Source organism: Methylobacterium sp. NPDC080182 (assembly GCF_050281105.1).
GTDB lineage: Bacteria > Pseudomonadota > Alphaproteobacteria > Rhizobiales > Beijerinckiaceae > Methylobacterium.
On sequence record NZ_JBNNWO010000004.1, the window covers coordinates 266,462 to 284,968 of the forward strand.

Annotated in this window: 18 protein-coding genes; 9 read left to right on the forward strand and 9 right to left on the reverse strand. The window is 72.9% G+C overall.

Annotation, left to right across the window (positions count from 1 at the left end; genetic code table 11):
* Nucleotides 1-8: 8 nt before the first annotated feature.
* Nucleotides 9-1,037 (forward strand): NAD-dependent epimerase/dehydratase family protein, encoded by a 1,029-nt coding sequence (locus ACQKQD_RS09880; RefSeq protein ID WP_427508220.1) that lies wholly within the window; start codon nt 9-11, stop codon nt 1,035-1,037.
* 27 nt (nt 1,038-1,064) lie between these two features.
* On the opposite strand, the gene ACQKQD_RS09885 is transcribed toward ACQKQD_RS09880, so the two are convergent.
* Nucleotides 1,065-1,844, reverse strand: a complete 780-nt coding sequence (locus ACQKQD_RS09885) for a class I SAM-dependent methyltransferase (protein WP_427508221.1) — start codon at nt 1,842-1,844, stop codon at nt 1,065-1,067.
* A gap of 88 nt (nt 1,845-1,932) precedes the next feature.
* Between ACQKQD_RS09885 and ACQKQD_RS09890 the strand changes: the two genes are divergently transcribed.
* Together ACQKQD_RS09890 and ACQKQD_RS09895 are read left to right on the forward strand one after the other, a co-directional pair.
* A complete protein-coding gene (locus ACQKQD_RS09890) occupies nt 1,933-2,388 on the forward strand; it encodes an Rrf2 family transcriptional regulator (RefSeq protein ID WP_207904183.1) in 456 nt (151 codons plus the stop codon).
* Between the two features lie 74 nt (nt 2,389-2,462).
* Nucleotides 2,463-2,840, forward strand: a complete 378-nt coding sequence (locus ACQKQD_RS09895) for a PH domain-containing protein (protein ID WP_020092393.1) — start codon at nt 2,463-2,465, stop codon at nt 2,838-2,840.
* A gap of 31 nt (nt 2,841-2,871) precedes the next feature.
* Here the strand turns inward: ACQKQD_RS09895 and ACQKQD_RS09900 are convergent, their stop codons facing one another.
* Genes ACQKQD_RS09900 through ACQKQD_RS09915 form a run of 4 tightly spaced genes read right to left on the reverse strand, consistent with a single transcriptional unit; the run spans nt 2,872 to nt 6,705 of the window.
* Entirely contained in the window at nt 2,872-4,080 is a 1,209-nt protein-coding gene (locus ACQKQD_RS09900; RefSeq protein ID WP_427508222.1) for a CaiB/BaiF CoA transferase family protein, read from the reverse strand.
* 11 nt (nt 4,081-4,091) lie between these two features.
* Entirely contained in the window at nt 4,092-4,946 is an 855-nt protein-coding gene (locus tag ACQKQD_RS09905) for an IclR family transcriptional regulator (protein ID WP_234080995.1), read from the reverse strand.
* Complete coding sequence (locus ACQKQD_RS09910) at nt 4,943-5,680, reverse strand: enoyl-CoA hydratase-related protein (RefSeq protein ID WP_056523441.1); 738 nt, start codon at nt 5,678-5,680, stop codon at nt 4,943-4,945. The genes ACQKQD_RS09905 and ACQKQD_RS09910 overlap by 4 nt, the downstream gene beginning before the upstream one ends.
* A complete protein-coding gene (locus ACQKQD_RS09915) occupies nt 5,677-6,705 on the reverse strand; it encodes an NAD(P)H-dependent flavin oxidoreductase (RefSeq protein ID WP_427508223.1) in 1,029 nt (342 codons plus the stop codon). Before ACQKQD_RS09915 ends, ACQKQD_RS09910 begins: the two co-directional genes overlap by 4 nt.
* A gap of 337 nt (nt 6,706-7,042) precedes the next feature.
* Here ACQKQD_RS09915 and ACQKQD_RS09920 point away from each other — a divergent pair, with 337 nt between their 5' ends.
* The 4 genes from ACQKQD_RS09920 (at nt 7,043) to ACQKQD_RS09935 (ending at nt 12,744) form a co-directional block, all read left to right on the forward strand.
* The gene (locus ACQKQD_RS09920; RefSeq protein WP_427508224.1) at nt 7,043-9,112 is read left to right on the forward strand and encodes a 3-hydroxyacyl-CoA dehydrogenase NAD-binding domain-containing protein; all 2,070 of its coding nucleotides are present in this window, start codon (nt 7,043-7,045) and stop codon (nt 9,110-9,112) included.
* Nucleotides 9,113-9,126: 14 nt separating this feature from the next.
* Nucleotides 9,127-10,314, forward strand: coding sequence for an acetyl-CoA C-acyltransferase (locus ACQKQD_RS09925; protein WP_427508225.1), 1,188 nt, complete (start codon nt 9,127-9,129; stop codon nt 10,312-10,314).
* 4 nt (nt 10,315-10,318) lie between these two features.
* The gene (locus ACQKQD_RS09930; RefSeq protein WP_427508226.1) at nt 10,319-11,515 is read left to right on the forward strand and encodes an acyl-CoA dehydrogenase family protein; all 1,197 of its coding nucleotides are present in this window, start codon (nt 10,319-10,321) and stop codon (nt 11,513-11,515) included.
* 74 nt (nt 11,516-11,589) lie between these two features.
* Nucleotides 11,590-12,744, forward strand: coding sequence for an acyl-CoA dehydrogenase family protein (locus ACQKQD_RS09935; protein ID WP_427508227.1), 1,155 nt, complete (start codon nt 11,590-11,592; stop codon nt 12,742-12,744).
* Nucleotides 12,745-12,860: 116 nt separating this feature from the next.
* On the opposite strand, the gene ACQKQD_RS09940 is transcribed toward ACQKQD_RS09935, so the two are convergent.
* From ACQKQD_RS09940 to ACQKQD_RS09955, 4 genes are all read right to left on the reverse strand, one after another.
* On the reverse strand, nt 12,861-13,733 hold the full coding sequence (locus ACQKQD_RS09940; protein WP_020092402.1) for a tetratricopeptide repeat protein: 873 nt from the start codon (nt 13,731-13,733) through the stop codon (nt 12,861-12,863).
* A gap of 332 nt (nt 13,734-14,065) precedes the next feature.
* Nucleotides 14,066-15,178 carry a 5-(carboxyamino)imidazole ribonucleotide synthase gene (locus tag ACQKQD_RS09945; protein WP_427508228.1) on the reverse strand — a complete coding sequence of 371 codons (1,113 nt, stop codon included), beginning with the start codon at nt 15,176-15,178 and terminating at the stop codon, nt 14,066-14,068.
* Complete coding sequence (gene purE / locus ACQKQD_RS09950) at nt 15,175-15,675, reverse strand: 5-(carboxyamino)imidazole ribonucleotide mutase (RefSeq protein WP_020092404.1); 501 nt, start codon at nt 15,673-15,675, stop codon at nt 15,175-15,177. Before purE ends, ACQKQD_RS09945 begins: the two co-directional genes overlap by 4 nt.
* Nucleotides 15,676-15,753: 78 nt before the next feature.
* Nucleotides 15,754-16,014 (reverse strand): YdcH family protein, encoded by a 261-nt coding sequence (locus tag ACQKQD_RS09955; protein ID WP_244527029.1) that lies wholly within the window; start codon nt 16,012-16,014, stop codon nt 15,754-15,756.
* Between the two features lie 131 nt (nt 16,015-16,145).
* On the opposite strand from ACQKQD_RS09955, the gene ACQKQD_RS09960 reads away from it, so the two are divergent.
* Together ACQKQD_RS09960 and ACQKQD_RS09965 are read left to right on the forward strand one after the other, a co-directional pair.
* Complete coding sequence (locus tag ACQKQD_RS09960; RefSeq protein ID WP_012318068.1) at nt 16,146-16,328, forward strand: YdcH family protein; 183 nt, start codon at nt 16,146-16,148, stop codon at nt 16,326-16,328.
* A gap of 238 nt (nt 16,329-16,566) precedes the next feature.
* The gene (locus ACQKQD_RS09965) at nt 16,567-18,495 is read left to right on the forward strand and encodes a propionyl-CoA synthetase (protein ID WP_427508229.1); all 1,929 of its coding nucleotides are present in this window, start codon (nt 16,567-16,569) and stop codon (nt 18,493-18,495) included.
* The last annotated feature ends 12 nt before the right edge of the window (nt 18,496-18,507 follow it).

An 18,507-nucleotide genomic window follows, 5' to 3' on the forward strand; every position in this document is an offset into this window, starting at 1 on the left:
ATCGCGCCGTGAGCGCGCCCTCTTCCCACGGGTCCGGCGGCCCGGTCCCGCGGCGCATCCTCGTCACCGGGGCGGCCGGTTTCGTGGGCGGCCACGTCTTGCCGCTCCTGGCGGGGGCTACGGCGGGGTCGACGGCGCGGGCGGGCGACTGCGTGGCCGGGATCGGGCGGGGGCGGTCGCCGCGCCTGCCGGAGGGCGTCACCTACGCGGCGATCGACCTCCTCGACGAGACCGCGCTCGGCGGCTTCGTGGCGCGGTTCCGGCCGACCGCGATCCTGCACTTGGCGGGCCTCGCCTCGGTGGCGGATTCCGCGAGCGGCCCGGGCCAGACGTGGCGGGTCAACGTCAACGGCCTGATGAACCTCGTGGCCGCGGTGGAGGCGGTGCCGGGCTGCACCTTCTTCTTCGTCAGCTCCGGCGAGGTCTACGGCAGCGCGTTCCTCGCCGGCCACGCCCTCAGCGAGGCGGTCGAGCCCCTGCCGCGCAACACCTACGCCCGGTCGAAATGGGTCGGCGAGCAGCTGCTCCGCGACCTGCTGCCCCGCATCGGCGTGAAGCTCGTCGTGCTGCGGCCGTTCAACCATATCGGTCCCGGCCAGGACGAGCGCTTCGTCGTGGCCTCCTTCGCGGGACAGATCGCCCGGATCGAGGCCGGCCTCGTGCCGCCCTGCCTGGAGGTCGGCAACCTCTCGTCCTACCGCGACTTCCTCGACGTCGCCGACGTGGCGAACGCCTACGCCGACCTGATCGGCCGGGCGGACTCGCTGGCGGACGGGAGCGTGTTCAACATCAGCTCGGGCCAGCCGCGGACGATCGCCAGCGTCCTCGAGGACCTGCGCGCCCGGGCCCGGGTCCCGTTCGAGATCCGCATCGCCCCGGAGCGGGTGCGGCCGACCGAGATCCCCCTGGCCGCGGGCGATGCCGGCCGCCTCCACGCCGCCACCGGCTGGCAGCCGCGGGTCACGTGGGACGCGGCCCTGACCCGGGTTCTGGACGACGCGCGGGCGCGGCTCGCGGACGCGCGCGCGACCCGCTGAGGCGCCGGGCCCCGCGCGAAGCGGCGCTCAGCGCTCCGCGACGCCGATCAGCGCGGTGGAGGGGATCGGCAGGACGGGTCGACCGCCCGCCATGCGCCGCGCCTCCGCGATCACCGCGGCCCGGTCGTCCGCGCTCAGGTCGACCCAGTCCGGCGACAGGCCGAACACCGTGTCGGGGTCGTCGAGCAGGGCGACGTCGAGCGCGTAGTCGAAGGTCACCCGGTCGATCCGGGGGGGCGCGTACCCGGCCGCGACCAGTTCCCGGGTGAAGCCGGCCGGATCGCCGAGCGCCCGCACCCCGTCGGGCATCGCCCGGCTCTCGCGTTCGGGGAACAGCCGGCGGCGGATCTCGCCGAGCAGCAGGAACGTCGCCGCGCCCTGGTCCTGCCAGGTCGCGACGACGCCCAGTCCCCCGGGCCGCGTCACGCGCGCCATCTCGGCGAGGCCCTTCCGCCAGTCGGGGAACATGATCACCCCGAAGATCGAGAACACCGCGTCGAAGCCGCCGTCGGGCAGGGCGAGGGCCTGGCCGTCCATGACCCGCGCGTCGACGTTGGGCAGGGCCGCCCCGGCGATGCGCGCGACCATGCCGGGCGCGAAGTCGACCGCGAGGACCTGCGCCCCCGTCCGCGCCGCGGCCAGCGCGAGGGCACCGGTGCCCGCCGCGACGTCGAGGACGCGGCTCCGCCCGGTCAGCGGCACCCGCGCGAGCGCCGCCTCCGCGAAGCGCGCGGTGAAAGGGTGGGCGGTCGTCGCGTAGTGCTCGGCGACCTTGTCCCACCGATCGGGGTTCTCGAACTCGCGCACCGCTCGGGCTCCGCTCCATCACGCAACTTGATAAGTATCGTGATCGGGCACGGTTGCCAATCCCGGGCCCGGTGTGATGGATCGGCGGGTGCGCACCGACAGCCGCCTCTCCCGCACGCTCCATGTGCTGCTTCACATGGCCCGCCACGACGGACCGATGACGTCCGAAGCGATCGGGCGGATGCTCGGGACGAACCCCGTGGTCGTCCGCCGGACGATGGCGGGGCTCAGAACCGCGGGCTACGTGAAATCCGAGAAGGGGCACGGCGGCGGATGGTCCATCGCGGCGGACCTGAACGCGGTCTCGCTGCTCGACGTCCACCGCGCGGTCGGCGGCCCCCGCATCTTCGCGATCGGCAGCGATCGCGCGAACCCGGCCTGCGCGGTCGAGAAGGTCGTCAACGCGGCGGTCGAGGACACGCTGCGCGAGGCCGAGGCGCTCCTGGTCGCGCGGCTCGGTTCCGTCAGCCTCGCCGAACTCGCGCGAAGCTTCGACGCCCGGTGCCGGCCCGACGGGCCGTCGGATGCCTCGACCTGCGCCTGACGGCGGGCGGTTGCCGCGGCGACGCTCAGGCGCCATCCTCGGCATCGACGCGGACCAGCACGAGATGAGCGGCCATGGGCCTACTGGACGGATTGCTCGGACACGGCTCGGCCGTCGACGCGGCCTCCCTGGAGCGCCGGCTCGACGGCATCCTGATCGAGGGCGAGACGGCGCGGCTCGCCTTCAAGATCATCCGGGACGTGTTCGTGTTCACCGAGCGCCGCGTCATCCTGATCGACGTCCAGGGCGTGACCGGCAGCAAGGTCGAGTTCCTGTCGGTGCCGTACCGCGCGATCGTGCGCTTCTCGGTCGAGACCGCCGGCACGTTCGACCTCGACGCCGAGTTGAAGATCTGGGTCTCGGGGGCGGCGGAGCCGATCCAGCGCACCCTGAAGAAGGGCGCGGATGTCCGGGGCATCCAGCGGGCCCTCGCCGAGGGCGTGCTGCGCTAGCCCGGGGCGCGCGCCGGCGGGCGGCGGCAGCCTAGCGGACCACGCCCTTCGCCCGCAGCGCGTCGCGCGCGGCCTCCGGATAGTCCAGGTGCTCGGCCAGGATCTCGGCGCTCGAATCCCCGAGGCCGGGCGGCATGCGGCGCACCGGCAGCCGGCGGCCGTCGAGCCGGTAGGGCGGGGCGATGACGTGGGCGGTCGCGGAGGCCGCCTCCGGTGCCGCGACCACCAGCCCGGCCTCCCGGGCGCGGTCGCAGGTGAGCGCCTCGCGCAGGCCCATCACCTCGCCGCAGGGGATGCCCGCCGCCCGGAGCCGGGCGATCAGCGGCGCGCGCTCCCACGTGGCGAGCTCGGCCTCCAGCACGGGGATGAAGGCGGCGCGGTTGCGCGACCGGTCGAGGTTGGTGGCGAAGCGCGGGTCAGCGACCCAGTCCGGCCGCTCCAGCACCTGCTCGCAGAAGCGGCGGTACTGCCCGTTGTTGCCGACCGTGATCACCACCGGCCCGTCGCCGGCCTCGAACACCCCGTAGGGCACGATCGACGGGTGGGCGTTGCCGTAGCGGGGCGGATCGATCCCCCGGGCGAGCGCCTCCAGGCCGTAATAGGAGGTCAGCGCCACGCCGCAGTCGAACAGGGCGAGGTCGACGGTCCGGCCGCGCCCGGTCCGCTCCCGCTGGTACAGGGCCGCCAGCACCGCCTGGGCGGCGAACTGGCCGGTGAACAGGTCGACCGCCGCGACCCCGAACTTGAGGGGCGGTCCCCCGGCCTCGCCGTTGAGCGCCATCACGCCGGATTCGCCCTGGACCACGAGGTCGTAGCCGGGCCGGCCGGCCTCGGAGCCGTCGGAGCTGTAGCCGGCGATCGAGCAGTAGATCAGGCCGGAATTCTCCGCCGACAGGTCCGCGTAGCCGAGGCCGAGCTTCTCGGCCCCGCCGGTCTTGAAGTTCTGGACGAGCACGTCGCTCTCGCGGGCGAGCGCCTTGACGATCGCCAGCCCCTCCGGCGTGGCGAGGTCGACGCCGATCGAGCGCTTGTTGCGGTTCACGCTGTCGAAATACGAGGTGTTGCCGGGGCTCGTCGGCACGCCCCAGTCGCGGGTGTCGTCGCCGCGCTCCGGATGCTCGACCTTGATCACGTCGGCGCCGAGATCGCCCAGCACCTGCGCGCACCAGGGCCCGGCCAGGACCCGGGACAGGTCGAGGACGCGGATTCCGGCGAGCGGCAGGTCGGCAACGGCATCCATCGCGATGGTCCTCAGGCTCCCATGACGCCGTCGAGGCTGCGCACGGCGTCGATCAGTCTCGGGCGCGCCACCTCCAGGAGGAAGCGCGCGTCGGTGATGACGGTGGGGGCACCGCAATTGACCGACATGGGCGGCAGCCCGCCGCCGGGATGGAACCCCACCGCGATGGCGCAGACCGTCTCCTGCCACTCGCCGAACGAGGTGCAGCAGCCGAGTTCCCGGTGCTCCTCCACCGCGCGGTCGAGGCCGGCGCGCAGCACCGGCCAGGCCACGGGATCCAGCGCCTTCAGGTCCTCGTAGATGCCCGCGCGCTCCCGGTCCGGGCAGACCGCCACGTAGGCGCGGCCCATGGCGCTGCGGGCCAGCGAGATGCGCGAGCCGGTGTCGAGGTTGAGCGAGATCGCCGCCGGGCCGCGCTGGCAGTCGACGTAGCGCATGCTGAGCCGGTCCCGCACCCCGAGGCCGACCGAGGCGTTGGCCGCCTCCGCGACCGCGCGCAGCACCGGCCGGGCAATGGCGCGGACGTCGAGGCCGCCCAGGGCGGCCGAGCTCAGCGCGATGGTGGCGGTGCCGAGCCGGTAGCGGCCGAGCTCGGCCATGTGCTGCAGGTAGCCGAGCTTGGTCAGCGTGTAGGTCAGCCGCGACACGGTGGAGCGCGGCAGGCCGCAGGCCTCAGCGATGTCGTGGTTGGCGAGGCTCGTGCGTCCCGGGCCGAAGCAGGCGAGCACCGACAGCCCCCGGGCCAGGGCCGTGACGAAGTGCCGATCCTCCTTCGCGCCGGCCCCGGCCGCGTCGGGCTCGGCCGTGTCGAGCCCGATGTCGGATCCGGCGCGCGGGCCGGCCTCCACCTCCATCCGCCCGCTCATCGGCGCAGGAACGCCGCGAAGGCCGCCTGCGCCGCCGGACCGCGGCGGAGGGCGTGGAAGACCTCCGCCTCGGCGTCGAGGGCGCGGGCGACGCTGTCGTCGTGGCCGCGCCGCAGCGCCTGCTTGGTGGCGGCGATCGAGACCCGGGGCAGGGCGGCGAGCGCGCGCGCCTTGGCGAGTGCGGTCTCCAGGGCCGTCCCGGCCGGGACGGCGGCGTTGATCAGGCCGGCCGCGGCGGCGTCCGCGGCCGTGAAGGGCTCGCCGAGCATCAGCAGCTCGGCGGCGCGTTTCGATCCCGCCACCAGGGGCAAAAGGTAGCTCGACCCGCCCTCCGGACTGAGGCCCAGGGCCGTGAAGGGCAGGCGGAACCGTGCCCCGTCCCCCGCGTAGGCGAGGTCGCAGTGGAGCAGCAGCGTCGTGCCGATGCCGACCGCGTGGCCCTCCACGGCGGCCACGACCGGGAGCGGGCAGGCGCGCAGGGCCTTGAGGAAGGTCAGGCCGGGACTGTCGCCCCCGGTCTCGACGTCCTGGAAATCCTTGAGATCGTTGCCGGCGGTGAAGCAGCCGCCCGCGCCGGTGAGGACCAGGGCGCGCACCTCCGCGTCCCGTCCCGCGGCCTCCAGGGCGTCGGTCAGGCCCGCGTAGGTCGCCCGGTCGAGGGCGTTGCGCCGGTCCGGCCGGTCGATCGTGACGAGCCGGATCCCGGGCTCCGGATCGGCGAGGCGGACGCTCACGGAACGGCCCCGCCGTCGCGGTCCGCAACGTAGTCCGCGGAGCTGCTGGCCGTCCGCGCCCGCGCCGCCGCGTATTCCCGGGTGAGCCGGGCGACCAGGTCGGCGGTCGCCGGCGCGTCCGCGATGGTGCCGACACCCTGGCCGGCACCCCAGACGTCGCGCCACGCCTTCACGCTGGCGCTGCCGAAGTTCATCGCGGTCTTGTCGCGCACCGGCAGGGCCTCGGGATCGAGCCCGGCGGCGCGGATGCTCGGCGTCAGGTAGTTGCCCGGAACGCCGGTGAAGTAGGGGGTGTAGAGGATGTCGGCGGCCGCGCTACCGGCGATCATGTCCTTGTAGGCCGCCGCCGCGTTCGCCTCCCGGGTGGCGATGAAGCGGGTGCCCATGTAGGCGAGGTCGGCACCCATGGCCTGGGCCGCCAGGATCGCGGAGCCCGAGGTGATCGCCCCCGACAGGATCAGCGGCCCGTCGTAGAACCGCCGGATCTCGCCCACCAGGGCGAAGGGGCTCAGTGTCCCCGCGTGCCCGCCCGCCCCGGCGCAGACCAGGATCAGCCCGTCGACGCCGGCCTCCAGCGCCTTCTCGGCGTGGCGGACATTGGTGACGTCGTGGAACACCACCCCGCCATAGGCGTGGACCGGGCGGATCACCGCGTCCGGCGCCCGCAGCGAGGTGATGATGATCGGCACCCGGTGCCGGACGCAGGCCTCGACATCCTGCGCCAGCCGGTCGTTGGAGGCGTGGACGATCTGGTTCACCGCGAACGGCGCGATCTTCCGCGACGGGTCGGCGGCGCGGGCCTCTGCGAGCGTCTGCGTGATCCGCGCGAGCCACGCGTCGAGGAGTTCGGCCGGCCGGGCATTCAGCGCGGGGAAGGAGCCGACGACCCCGGACAGGCACTGGGCGATGACCAGCTCCGGGCCGGAGACGATGAACATCGGGGCGCAGATCACCGGCAGGGCGAGCCGGCCGCGCAGGATCTCGGGCAGGCGCCCGCCCGGGTCGCGCTCGGGACCGTCGCTCACCGCCCGCTCCCCTCTACCGGAACCCGCGCCAGACAGCCGCTCCCGGGCCGCTCGCCCCGATCCTTGCCGCGCACCGCGATCCTCCCCCGTGCCTCCGGCGGCCCGGCCTTCGCGCGCCGGGCGGCGTCCGCAACCGAGTCTCGTTCAGGGCCGTTGTGATGGCATGGCCCCGGGCCGCGGGTCAAACGGCCGAGGCGACGCTTTTCTGCACTGCAGAACAGTTGGCCGCATCCCGATGACAGACCTTGCCTGTCCTTGACGCTGGCGGGCACTCGGACCAACATCCTGCCGAAATGCAGACACTTATTCTGCATTGCAGAACAACAGGGAGTATCGGGTGGTTCGTCAGGAGGTCGACGGCGGCGTGGCCGTGCTCACGCTCGCCAACCCGCCGGTCAACGCGCTGGGCGCCGCGCTGCGGGCGGCCCTCGACGAGGCCCTGACGAAGGCCATCGCGGACGCGTCGGTCCGGGCCGTCGTCCTGGCCGCGGAGGGCAAGGTGTTCGTCGGCGGCGCCGATATCGGCGAGTTCGGCAAGCCGCAGCACCCGCCGAGCCTGCCGGACATCCTGGACCGGCTCGATGCCAGCCCGAAGCCGGTGGTGGCGGCGATCGGCGGCGCGGCCCTCGGCGGCGGCCTGGAGCTGGCGATGGCCTGCCACGGACGCGTCGCGGCCCCGTCGGCGCGGATCGGCCTGCCGGAGATCAAGCTCGGGATCATCCCGGGGGCGGGGGGCACGCAGCGCCTGCCGCGCCTGATCGGGCCCGACGCCGCCTTCGCGATGATGCTCACCGGCGAGCCGGTCTCCGCCGAGACGGCGGCGACGCTGGGCATCGTGGACGCCGTGGTGCTCGGCGACCTCGTCGCGGAAGCCCGCAAGCGGGCGCTGGAACTCGCCGATTCCGGCGCCCTGCCGCGGGTGCGCGACCGGTCCGAGACGCTGACGCCGGGGGCGCGGGAGAGCTTCGAGGCGCAGGCCGCGGAGGCCGTCAAGCGCGATCCCGACGCCACCAACGTCCACGCCCTGGCGCGGGCGGTGCGCGCCGGCCTGGAGCAGGATTTCGATGCCGCCGTGGCGCTGGAGCGGGCCGAGTTCCGCGCCCTGGTGGAGGATCCGCGCTCGAAGGCCCTGCGCTACGCCTTCTTCGCCGAGCGCGAGGCCGGCCGGGTGCCCGGCCTGCCGAAGGACACGCCGCGCCGCCCCGTCCGCACGGCCGCTGTGATCGGCGCCGGCACGATGGGCGGCGGCATCGCCATGTGCTTCGCCAATGCCGGGATCCCCGTGACGGTGATCGAGACGGAAGAGGGCGCCCTGGCGCGCGGCCTCGACCGGGTGAGGGGGCTCTACGCCGGCTCGGCCAAGCGCGGCTCGATCACCGAGGCCCAGCGCGACGAGCGGGTCGGCCGGATCACGGGCGCGCTCGGCCTGGAGAACGCCGGGGAGGCCGACATCGTCGTCGAGGCGGCCTTCGAGGACATGGGCGTCAAGCGCGAGATCTTCTCCAAACTCGACCAGGTCGCCAAGCCGGGCGCGATCCTGGCCACCAACACCTCCTACCTCGACGTGAACGCCATCGCGGCGGTGACGGGCCGGCCGCAGGACGTGCTCGGCCTGCACTTCTTCAGCCCGGCCAACGTCATGCGCCTCGTGGAGGTGGTCCGTGCGGAGAGAACCGCGCCGGACGTGCTGGCCACCGCGCTGGATCTGGGCAAGCGCCTCAACAAGCTGCCGGTGACGGTGGGCGTCTGCTTCGGCTTCGTGGGCAACCGCATGCTGGAGCGCCGCAGCCGGGCCGGCGAGCGGCTGCTGCTCGAGGGCGCGCTGCCGCACGAGGTCGACGCGGCGGTGACCGGCTTCGGCTTCCGGATGGGCCCCTTCGCCATGGGCGACCTCGCGGGGCTCGATATCGGCTGGCGCTCGCGCAAGGATTTCGGCGGCCGGGCGCCGGTGGCGGACTCGCTCGCCGAGCAGGGCCGGTTCGGCCAGAAGACCGGCCGCGGCTTCTATCTCTACCCGGACGGCGCCCGCGCCGGCACGCGCGACCCGGAGGTGGAGGCGCTGATCGCGCGCGTCGCCGCCGAGCACGGCGTCGCGCGCCGCAGCTTCACGGCCGACGAGATCGTCGCGCGGCTCATGTACCCGATGGTCAACGAGGGCGCGCGGATCCTGGAGGAGGGCATCGCGGCTCGGCCCGGCGACATCGATACGATCTGGATCAACGGCTACAATTGGCCCGCCTGGCGCGGCGGCCCGATGCACTGGGCCGACACGGTCGGATTGAAGACCGTCGCGGAGGCCTTGTCGCGCTTCGCGGCCGAGACCGGCGACGACAGCCAGGAGCCGGCGCCGCTCCTGAAGAAGCTCGCCGCCGAGGGCGGCAGCTTCGCCGGCTTGAAGAACGCTTGAGCGGGAGAGCGATCATGACCGACGCGGTGATCGTCTCGACCGCCCGCACGCCCATCGGCAAGGCGCATCGCGGCGCGCTGAACCTCACCCGCGGCGCCGACCTCGCGGCCCACGCGATCCGCGGCGCCCTGGACCGGGCGTCCCTGGAGCCCGCGGCCGTCGAGGAGGTGGTGCTCGGCTGCGGCTATCCCGAGAACGCCACGGGCGGCAACGTCGCCCGCCACGCCGCCCTGGTGGCGGGGATCCCGGTCGAGTCGGCCGGCGTCACCGTCTCGCGCTTCTGCGCCTCGGGCCTGGAGGCGATCGCCAGCGCGGCGCGCCGGATCATCCTCGACGGCGTGCCGGTGGCGGTGGCCGGCGGCGTCGAGTCGATCAGCCTCGTGCAGCCGAAGGTCCAGCGGGAGCTGACCCGCAACGCCTGGCTGGAGGCGCATCTGCCGGCGATCTACATGCCGATGATCGAGACCGCCGACATCGTGGCGGAGCGCTATCGGATCTCCCGGGAGGCGCAGGACCACTTCGCCCTGGAGAGCCAGCGACGGACCGCGGCGGCGCAGGAACGCGGGCTGTTCGACGACGAGATCGTCCCGATGAGCGCCGTCATGGCGGTGACCGACAAGGCCACCGGCGAGACCCGGGAGGTCGAGACGCGGCTCGCCAAGGACGAGGGCAACCGGCCGGACACGAATCTGGAGGGTCTCGCCAAGCTCAAGCCCGTGCGCGGGGAGGGTGCCTACATCACGGCGGGCAATGCCAGCCAGCTCTCGGACGGGGCCTCGGCCAGCGTGCTGATGTCGGCCGACGAGGCGGCGCGGCGCGACCTCGAACCGCTGGGCACTTTCCGGGGCTTCGCCTCCGCGGGCTGCGGGCCGGACGAGATGGGCATCGGCCCGGTCTTCGCGGTGCCGCGGCTCCTGGAGCGCCAGGGCCTGCGCGTCGCCGACATCGACCTGTGGGAGCTGAACGAGGCCTTCGCGTCCCAGTCGGTCTATTGCCGCGACACGCTCGGGATCGACCCGGACAAGGTCAACGTCAACGGCGGCGCCATCGCGGTCGGCCACCCGTTCGGCATGTCGGGGGCGCGGCTCGTCGGCCATGCCCTGCTGGAAGGCCGCCGCCGCGGCGCGCGCTACGCCGTCGTGACCATGTGCGTCGCCGGCGGCCAGGGCTGCGCCGGCCTGTTCGAGATCGCCCGGAGCTGAGCCGATGGACCTGCGCTTCACCGACGACGAGATCGCGTTCCGCGACGAGGTCCGGACCTTCTGCAGGACGGAAATCCCGGCGGAGATCCGGAAGAAGGTCTCGGAGGGGCGCAGTCTCTCGAAGGAGGACTACGTCACGAGCCAGCGGATCCTCAACGCCAAGGGCTGGGCGGTGCCGCACTGGCCGCAGGAATGGGGCGGCCGGGACTGGACCCCGATCCAGCGCTACATCTACACCGAGGAGCTGTTCCAGGCGGCGGTGCCGCTACCCCAGCAGTTCAACTGTTACATGTTCGGCCCGGTGCTGGCGACCTTCGGCCGGCAGGACCAGAAGGCGCGCTTCCTGCCGCGCGCCGCCAACCTCGACGACTGGTGGTGCCAGGGCTTCTCCGAGCCCGGCGCCGGTTCGGACCTCGCCTCGCTGAAGACCAGGGCGGTGCGCGACGGCGACCACTACGTCGTGGACGGCCAGAAGACCTGGACCACGCTCGGCCAGCACGCCGACTGGATCTTCTGCCTCGTGCGCACCGATTTCGAGGCCAAGAAGCAGCGCGGCATCTCCTTCCTGCTCATCGACATGACGACGCCCGGGATCACCGTGCGGCCGATCCTGACGCTGGAGGGGCGGCACGAGGTCAACGAGGTGTTCTTCGACTCCGTCCGCGTGCCGGTCGAGAACCTCGTCGGCGAGGAGAACCGGGGCTGGGACTACGCGAAGTTCCTGCTCGCCAACGAGCGCACCGGCATCGCCCGGATCGGGCTGACCAAGGAGCGGATCGCCCGCATCAAGCGGCTGGCCCGCGAGATGCCGGCCGGACCCGGCACGATGTGGGACGATCCCGCCTTCCGCGCCCGCGTCGCGGAGGTCGAGGTCGAGCTGAAGGCCCTGGAGATCACCCAGATGCGGGTGGCGGCCAAGCAGGGAAGGGCGGATTCGGTGGAGCCGGACCCAGCCTCGTCGCTCCTCAAGATCCGCGGCTCGCAGCTCCAGCAGGCGGCGACAGAATTGCTGGTGGAGCTCGCCGGGCCCTTCGCCCTGGCGGCGCCCGCGCGCGGGGCCGGGGCCAACAACCTGCCCGGCGGCTTCGACTGGGTCGACGCGGCGGCGCCGAGCTACTTCAACAACCGCAAGGTCTCGATCTACGGCGGCTCGAACGAGATCCAGCACAACGTCATCGCCAAGGGCATCCTGGGGTTGTGAGCGGTCGCCTCGCCCCGTCCTCCCCCTCATCCTGAGGTGCCGGGCGCCTCCGACGACATCCGCGAGGGAACACCATGGATTTCGACCTGAACGAGGACCAGTCGCTCCTGCGCGACAGCGTCGAGCGGCTGGCCGCCGACCTCTACCCGTCGCTGGAGAGCCGGCAGGCGCGCCTCAAGGCGCCCCTCGGCTTCCCCGAGGACGGCTGGGCGGCCTTCGCGGAACTCGGCGTCGCCGGCCTGCCCTTCTCCGAGGACGAGGGCGGCCTCGGCGGCGGTCCGGTCGAGACCATGCTGGTCATGGAGGCGGTGGGCCGCAACCTCGTGGTAGAGCCCCTGCTCGCGAGCCTCGTGCTGGGCTCGACGGCCCTGCGGCTCGGCGGCAGCGCCGCGCAGCGGGAGCGCCTCGTCCCGGGGCTCGTCGCCGGCGACCTCCGCCTGACCCTCGCCCACACCGAGCGCCAGTCCCGCTACGACCTCGCCGACGTGGCGACGACAGCCCGTCGCAGCGGCGACGGCTACGTGCTGAGCGGGGCGAAGAGCGTCGTGCCCAACGCCGACGCGGCCGGCCTGATGGTGGTCTCGGCCCGCGTCTCGGGCGAGCGGCGCGACCCGAGCGGGATCGGCCTGTTCCTCGTCCCGACCGACGCCGCCGGCGTCGCCATCGAGGCCTACCCGACCCAGGACGGCGGCCGGGCCGCCGAGGTGTCCTTCTCCGACGTAACGCTCCCGGCCGACGCGGCGCTAGGCGACCCGGAGAGCGGCCTGCCGCTCCTGGAGCGGGTGGTGGAGCACGGGATCGCGGCGCTCGCCGCCGAGGCGGTGGGCTCCATGGACGCGCTCCACAAGCTCACGGTGGAGTACCTCAAGACCCGCAAGCAGTTCGGCGTCAGCGTCGGCTCGTTCCAGGCGCTGCAGCACCGGGCCGTCGACATGCTGATCCAGCTGGAGCAGGCCCGATCCATGGCGCTCTACGCCGCCATGATGGTGGACACATCCGAGCCGCGCGCGCGGGCCGCGGCCCTCTCGGCCGTGAAGGTGCAGATCAACAAGGCCTGCCGCTACGTCGGCCAGGAGGCGGTGCAGCTCCACGGCGGCATCGGCATGACGCTCGAGTATATCGGCGCCCACCACTTCAAGCGGCTCGCCATGATCGAGTACCAGCTCGGCGACACCGCCCACCACCTGCGCCGGATCACGCAGGACGAGAACGGGCTGCTGGCGGCGTAGTTCGCCTCAGGCGCTGGCACCGTCTCCGCGCGCGGAGCGAAGCGATCCGGTGGCGCCGCGCGCGACCGTGTCGCGCTGCCCTTCGTCGCTCCGCTCCGCGCGCGATGACGGAGCGATCAGTTGAACAGCGTGCCGACACCGCCCTGCACGCGGCCGAGGCCGGCCCGCGCGACGGTGTTGTTGGGGTCGATCGTCGAGGCGCGCTGGTAGTTCTCCATCGCCTCCTTGCGCTGGCCCTGCTTCTCGTAGGCGAGGCCCCGATAGGCCCAGGACGTGGCGTCCTTGGCGTTCACGTTGAGCGCGGCGTTGTAGTCCTCGATCGCCTTCGCGTACTGGTTGGTCGCGATCAGGCTCTGGCCGCGGGCCGCGTAGGGCGCGGCCACGAACGGGTCGCGGTCGATGGCGGCGTCGAAATCGGCGATCGCCTGGGTGTCCTGGCCCTGCTTCTGCTTCACGAGGCCGCGGGCATGGTACGCCTGCGCGGATTCGGGGCTCAGGCGGATCGCGACGTTGAGGTCGTTCAGCGCCTGGTCGAGGTTGCCCTGCGCGCGCTCGACATTGGCCCGGCCGATATAGGCCGGCCCGTAATTCGGATCGATACCGATCGCCTTGGAAAAGTCCTGCAGCGCCGGGCCGTCGCGGCCGATCTGGCGGTTCGCCAGGGCGCGATTGTTGTAGGCGGAGGCGGAGTTCGGATCGAGCTGGATCGCCTTGGTGAAGTCGCCGATGGCGTCGTTGAACTGGCCGGCGCGGGCGTAGGCGGCGCCGCGGGTGTTGTAGGCCGCCGCGTCGTTCGGGTTGCGCTGCACGACCTCGGTCAGGGAGGCGATGTTGACGTTCGTGGCGCCGGTCGTGTCCTTCTCCAGGACCGCGTATTGCCGCGGACCGGCCGCGCTGCCGACGGTCTCGCAGCCCGCGAGGCCGGCAGCCGAGACCAAGGCCGCGCCGATCAGTGCCGTCTTCCGTCCCAGCCGGTTGCGTACGTTCATTGCCCCACTCTCCCCGAGGCGTCGCCCGCTCCGCGCGCGCCCGCCCCGCCCCTCACAGTCCAAGAGCCCGCGCCGAGCGCCGGGCACGCCCGAGTTCGGGGCACCGTCGCGCATCACGGTGAAGGCCGGCTTAAGAAGCGCCGCGTCGTGATCCGGCCCCCGCCGGTCCCGGCGGGACCGAGCGGTGCGGGCGGGTTCGAGCGACAGCATACGGAACCGACCACACTGTCGTGGAAGCGGCGGGATGTGGCGAAGGTATGGCTCGACCGTTCCGCGGGGCCGCGGACGGCCCTCCGGCGATCACGCGGCGACGCGGGTGTGCCCTCGAAGCCTCAGGATCCGGTCGGACCCGGCCCGAGGCGCGTGACGTGGCCCATCTTGCGGCCGGGGCGCGCCTCGCCCTTGCCGTACAGGTGCAGGTGGGCGCCGGGCTCGGCCAGCAGGGCGTGCCAGTCGTCCGCCTGGGCGCCGATCAGGTTGCGCATCTCGACGGGCAGGCCGCCGACCCGGCCCGCATCGCCCAGCGGCCAGCCGCAGACGGCCCGGACGTGCTGGGCGAACTGCGAGGTCAGCGCGCCTTCGCTGGTCCAGTGGCCGGAATTGTGCACCCGGGGCGCGATCTCGTTGACCACGAGCCGCTCCGCCCCGTCCTCGCGGACGAGGAACATCTCGACGGCGAGCACGCCGACATAGTCGAGGGCGTCGGCGATCCGCCGGGCGATCTCGACGGCGGCACGGCCCGTCTCGGCGGACACGCCGGGCGCCGGCACCCGGGTCAGCGCGAGGATGTGGTCGCGGTGCTCGTTCTCGCAGAGGTCGTAGGCCGCGAAGCTGCCGTCGCGCCCGCGCGCGCCCACCACCGAGACCTCGCGCTCGAACGGCACGAAGCCCTCCAGGATCAGCGGCGCGCCGCCGAACTCGGCGAACAGGGCGTTGCGGTCGCCCTCGGCCCGCTCGCGGAGCATGCGCTGCCCCTTGCCGTCGTAGCCGAAGCGGCGGGTCTTGAGCACGGCCGGCAGGCCGATCAGCTCGATCGCCCGGTCGAGGTCGTCGGGCGTGTCCACCGCCCGGAACGGCGCCGTCGGGATGCCCAGGCCGTTGATGAACTCCTTCTCGGAGAGCCGGTCCTGCGTGGTCGAGAGCGCGCGCGCGTTCGGGTGCAGCGCGGCGTGCCGGGCGAGGACGTCGGCGGTGGCGTGCGGGATGTTCTCGAACTCGTAGGTCACGACGTCGACGCCGCGGGCGAAATCCGCCAGCGCCGCGGCGTCGTCGTAGGCCGCGCAGGTGGTCCGGGCGGCCACGTCGAAGGCGGGGCTGTCCGCGTCGGGCGCGTAGACATGCGCCTTGAGGCCGTAATCGGCCGCCGCGAGCGCGATCATGCGCCCGAGCTGGCCCCCACCGACGATGCCGAGGATGGAGCCGGGGCCGAGGATCTTGTCCGTCACGCGTTCTCTTCCGTCACCGGCCGTTCGGCCACCGAGGCGCTCTGGGCCGCGCGCCACGCCTCCAGGCGCTCCGCCAGGTCCGGATCGGTCAGCGCCAGGACGGCGGCGGCGAGCAGGGCCGCGTTCACCGCCCCGGCCCGGCCGATCGCCAGGGTCCCCACCGGGATGCCCGCCGGCATCTGGACGATGGAGAGCAGGCTGTCCTGGCCGGAGAGGGCCTTCGACTCCACCGGCACGCCGAAGACCGGCAGGCGGGTCATCGCGGCCGCCATGCCGGGCAGGTGCGCGGCGCCGCCCGCACCGGCGATCACCACCTTGAGGCCGGCCGCGACCGCGCCCTTGGCGAAGGCGACGAGCCGGTCCGGCGTGCGGTGGGCCGACACGATGCGCGCGTCGTACGGTACGCCGAGCGCGTCGAGCGTCTCGGCGGCATGACGCATGGTCGCCCAGTCGGACTGGCTGCCCATGATGATCGCGACCGGAGGAGGCGACGCCATCGTTGATCCCGGCAAAAGAGGGCGCTTACAGGCGGCGCGGGCCTGCGGCAAGGCGGGGCCGGAGGGCGTCCACCGGCATCAGGCGATGATGTCCGGCGTGAGCGCATCCTCGATGTGATAGATGCGGTCGCGCAGCGTGAGCTTGCGCTTCTTCAGGCGCTGGATCTGGAGCTGGTCCCCGGCGACGCTGCGCTCCAGCGCCTCGATGGCGCTGTCGAGATCCCGGTGCTCCTCGCGCAGCCGCGCCAGCTCGCCCTGGAGGTCCGACTGCGCACCCTCACCCGCCTCGTCCGCCATCGTCACCTGAGAACCCGAAGACCGTTCGTCGCCCGAGAGCATGCGTCACGCTCCGGCGCCGGACAAGGCGGCGCGGTAAGCAATCATCAGACTTAGCAGCAGAAAACGCTTCGACAGGTCCGGCATCCTGTGCCAATCTCGTTGTGTCGAAACGATGACAGGAGATTCGACTCATGTCGCTGCAGACGCATCTGAACCAACTCGCCCGGAAGCACGAAGCCCTCGAGCGCGAGATTCAGGAAGCGATCCACAGACCTTCGGCGAACGACCTCCACATCGCCGAGCTGAAGCGACGGAAACTCCTCCTCAAGGACGAGATCAACAAGCTTCAGGCGGGCAACGACACGTTGCACTGACGCCTGAGACGTCCAATCCGATAGCGAATTCACGCTGACGACCGCCGCATCGGGAGCCCCGGTGCGGCGGTTTTCTCATTGGGGGGCACCGAGCCGCGGCCGTCACGCCCGTGGCCACTCCCTCCCGTGGCCACTCCCTCCCGTGGCCACTCCCTCCCGTGGCCACTCCCGCGCGCGCGAGAATGGGCTACTCTGCAGCCCGCCGCCGGAGAGCGGTCCGCGAGGAAACGCCCAACCGATGACGAGAGCCAGCCTGCCGGGCCGCTACCCGGAGATCTACGAATCGGCCTGCCGCGACCCCGAGGCGTTCTGGCTCGGTGCGGCGCGGGCCCTCGACTGGGCGCGGGCGCCGGAGCGGGCCTTCGCGCCGGATTCCGGCCCCTACGGACGCTGGTTCCCGGACGGCACCCTGAACGCCTGCCACAACGCGGTCGACCGCCACGCGGACGGGGGCCGGGCGGATCAGGTGGCGATCCGCTACGACTCGCCCGTGACCGGGACCAAGCGCAGCATCACCTACCGGGCGCTGCGCGACGAGGTGGCGGTGCTGGCCGCCGTGCTGGCCGACCTCGGCGTCGGCAAGGGCGACCGGGTGATCCTGTACATGCCGATGGTGCCCGAGGCGCTGTTCGGCATGCTGGCCTGCGCCCGGCTCGGCGCGGTCCACTCGGTGGTGTTCGGCGGCTTCGCGGCCAGCGAGCTGGCGGTGCGGATCGAGGACGCGGCGCCGAAGGTGGTGCTCGCCGCCTCCTGCGGGATCGAGCCGAACCGCGTGGTCGCCTACAAGCCGCTCCTCGACGCGGCGATCGCGGCCTCGCGGCACAAGCCGGAGGCCTGCCTGATCCTCCAGCGCCCGCAAGGGCCTGCGACCCTCGTCGCGGACCGGGATCGCGACTGGGGTGAGACCGTCGCGGCCGCCCGGGCGGCGGGGCAGAGCGCGGCGTGCGTGCCGGTCGCCGCCACCGACCCGCTCTACGTCCTCTACACCTCCGGCACGACCGGGAAGCCGAAGGGCGTGGTCCGCGACACCGGCGGCTACCTCGTCGCCCTGGCCTGGTCGATGCCGAACCTCTACGGCGTCCAGCCCGGCGAGACCTACTTCTGCGCCTCCGACATCGGCTGGGTCGTCGGCCACTCCTACATCGTCTACGCGCCGCTCCTGCACGGCTGCACCACGGTCCTCTACGAGGGGAAACCTGTCGGCACGCCCGATGCCGGTGCCTTCTGGCGGGTGGTCGCCGAGTACGGGGTGGTCTGCCTGTTCACCGCGCCGACGGCCCTGCGGGCGATCAAGAAGGAGGATTCGAAGGGCGCCCGGATCGCCGATCACGACCTCTCGGCCTTCCGCAGCCTGTTCCTGGCGGGCGAGCGCGCCGATCCGGACTCGGTCGCCTGGGCCGAGCGCGTGCTGGGCCGGCCGGTGGTCGACCATTGGTGGCAGACCGAGACCGGCTGGCCGATCGCCGGCAACCCGATGGGCCTCGGCCTCCTGCCGGTGAAGCACGGCAGCACCTGCGTGCCGATGCCGGGCTACCGGGTCGAAGTGCTGGACGAGGGCGGCAAGCCGGTTCCGGCGGGCACCATGGGCACCATCGCGATCCGCCTGCCCCTGCCGCCCGGCTGCCTGCCGACGCTCTGGGGCTCGGACGACCGGATGCGGTCGAGCTACCTCGCCACCTTCCCGGGCTACTACGACACGTCGGATGCCGGGGTGATCGACGCCGACGGCTACATCACGGTCCTTGGACGGACCGACGACATCATCAACGTCGCGGGCCACCGGCTGTCCACCGGCGGCATGGAGGCGGTGCTGGCGAGCCACCCGGACGTGGCGGAATGCGCGGTCATCGGCATCCGCGACGCGCTGAAGGGGGAGGTGCCCTGCGGGTTCGTGGTGCTGAAGGCCGGCGTCGCCCGGCCGACCGAGACGATCGAGCGGGAACTCGTCGCCAAGGTGCGGGACGAGATCGGCCCGGTGGCCGCCTTCAAGCTGGCGCTGACCGTGCCGCGGCTGCCCAAGACCCGGTCGGGCAAGATCCTGCGGGCCACGATGAAGCGCATCGCCGATCACGAGCCCTGGACGATGCCGGCGACGATCGACGACGCGGCGGCCCTCGACGAGATCGGCGACAGCCTGAAGGACCGGGGGATCGGCGCGGACCGGTAGGGTGCCGGACCG